Source organism: Nocardioides sp. P5_C9_2, from assembly GCF_054049555.1.
This window is the reverse complement of record NZ_JBFUMD010000609.1, coordinates 1-1,888: the sequence shown is the minus strand read 5'-3', so window position 1 is coordinate 1,888 and position 1,888 is coordinate 1. Positions and strand designations below refer to the sequence as shown.

Annotated in this window: 4 protein-coding genes; all 4 read left to right on the top strand. The window is 73.7% G+C overall.

All coding sequences use genetic code 11. The annotated features are described in order from the left end of the window. The first annotated feature begins 208 nt into the window (after positions 1 to 208). Positions 209 to 751 carry a YbaK/EbsC family protein gene (locus ACXJKL_RS20195; protein WP_457208782.1) on the top strand — a complete coding sequence of 181 codons (543 nt, stop codon included), beginning with the start codon at positions 209 to 211 and terminating at the stop codon, positions 749 to 751. 1 nt (position 752) lies between these two features. Then, positions 753 to 1,004 carry a hypothetical protein gene (locus tag ACXJKL_RS20190; RefSeq protein ID WP_457208781.1) on the top strand — a complete coding sequence of 84 codons (252 nt, stop codon included), beginning with the start codon at positions 753 to 755 and terminating at the stop codon, positions 1,002 to 1,004. Further along, a complete protein-coding gene (locus tag ACXJKL_RS20185; protein ID WP_457208780.1) occupies positions 1,001 to 1,201 on the top strand; it encodes a hypothetical protein in 201 nt (66 codons plus the stop codon). The genes ACXJKL_RS20190 and ACXJKL_RS20185 overlap by 4 nt, the downstream gene beginning before the upstream one ends. 52 nt (positions 1,202 to 1,253) lie before the next feature. Beyond that, on the top strand, positions 1,254 to 1,888 hold a 635-nt coding region (locus ACXJKL_RS20180; protein WP_457208779.1), incomplete at its 3' end, for an ABC transporter transmembrane domain-containing protein.

Sequence of the window (1,888 nt, the reverse complement as noted above, 5' to 3'; positions counted from 1 at the left end):
GCGGTCCGGTAGGCGTCCAGGGTGTGCTCGGGCCGGTGTCCGCTGGCGCCGCGATGGGCCACGACCGCGGGGGTCGGCACGAGGCTGGAGGTCCGGTCGAGGACGGTTCCGGTCGTGTCCAGCACGGTCATGGTCCGAGCGTCCGGTCCCCACGAGGCGCCGGCGGGACCGGGGCACGACCTCAGGGTGAATGCCACATGATGGTCGGGTGACGCTGCCGACCTTCCCGCGCCTGGAGTCCCTGCCCGTGCTCGACCACCTCGACCTGGTGGCGCCCGCCGTGGCCGACGCCCTGGCCGCGTGGCCCGCCGCCGGGCAGGTCGCCGTCGTCGCGATCGACCCGGACCTCGCCGACACGGCCGCCATGACCGCCGAGTACGACCTGCCGCTCGCCGCGTCGGGCAACTGCGTGGTCGTGACGGGGCGTCGTACGGGCGAGGAACGGACCGCCGCGTGCGTCGTCCGCGCCGACACCCGAGCGGACGTCAACACCGTGGTCCGGCGGCTGCTCGACGTCCGCAAGGCGACCTTCCTGTCGATGGAGCGCGCCGTCGAGGAGTCCGGCATGGAGTACGGCGGCATCACCCCGGTCGGGCTGCCGGAGGGGTGGCGGCTGATGGTCGACGAGCGCCTGCTGTCCGAGCCGGTCGTCATCGTGGGCTCGGGCGTGCGCCGCTCCAAGCTGCTCGTCCCCGGCAGCAGCCTCGCGGAGCTGCCCGGCGTCGAGGTCGTGCCGGACCTGGGCCGCTGACGTGGAGCCGACGCGAGCCCGCCTGGTCGCCACCCACGTGCCCCGCGATCCCGAGGGCGTGGTGCTCGTCCTGCACGGCGGCGCCGGCCGTGCCGAGCACGCGATGGTCAGCCCCGCCCAGCTGTCGGTGCTGCGGATGGTCCCGATCGCCGGGCGGATCGCCCGCGCGGGCAGGAGGCGCCTGGCGGTCTACCAGCTCTGGTGGGACACTCGCTGGGCGGTCGGGCGGCCCTGCTCGCGGCGAGCACGGTGACGTCCGCAGCGCGGCTCTCCACCGGGGCCCGCGTCGGCTACGTCGCCGTACCGGGTGGACGGCACGCGATGCTGCGTCACGGCGCCGCGTTCGAGCGGCACGCCGCCGAGTTCGTGACCGCCACCCTGCTGGGCACCGACCCGACCTCGACGGCGGTGCCGGCGGTCCTCGCGGGTGCCGCCTTCACCGAGGCCTGACCCTGCGAAAAGGATTCGTCCGCGAGCCCCCGGCGAACGTAGGTTGGGGCGAGTGCGTGATCTCCCTGTCCTCGACCCCGGCATCGCGGACCACAGGTCGCCGCGGCACTTCCTCTGGTGGCTCGCGCGGGGCCAGTGGCGCACCCTGCTGGGCGGGATGGGGTTCGGCATCGTCTGGATGTCCTGCCAGGCCGTGATGCCCGCCGTGCTGGGCCTCGCGATCGACCGTGGGGTCGCGGCGAAGGACCAGCAGCAGCTGGTGCTGTGGGCCGGCGTCATGCTGGCCATCGGCCTCGTCCAGGCCTTCACCGGGATCATGCGGCACCGCTTCGCGGTCACCAACTGGCTCACCGCGTCGTACCGCGTCGTCCAGCTCGTCACCCGCCAGACGGTGCGGCTCGGCGGTGCGCTGCCGCGGAAGGTGAGCACCGGCGAGGTCATCGCCATCGGCACCAGCGACCTCGACCACATCGGCAACGTGATGGACGTGACCGCCCGCTTCGCCGGGGCGATCGTGTCCTTCCTGCTGGTCTGCGGGATCCTGCTCAGCACCTCGGTCCAGCTCGGCCTCGTGGTCCTCATCGGCGTCCCGCTGCTGATGCTGGTCCTGGGTCCGCTGCTGCGCCCGCTCCAGGCCCGCAGCGCGACCGAGCGGCAGATGCGCAGCGAGCTGTCCAACACCGGCAC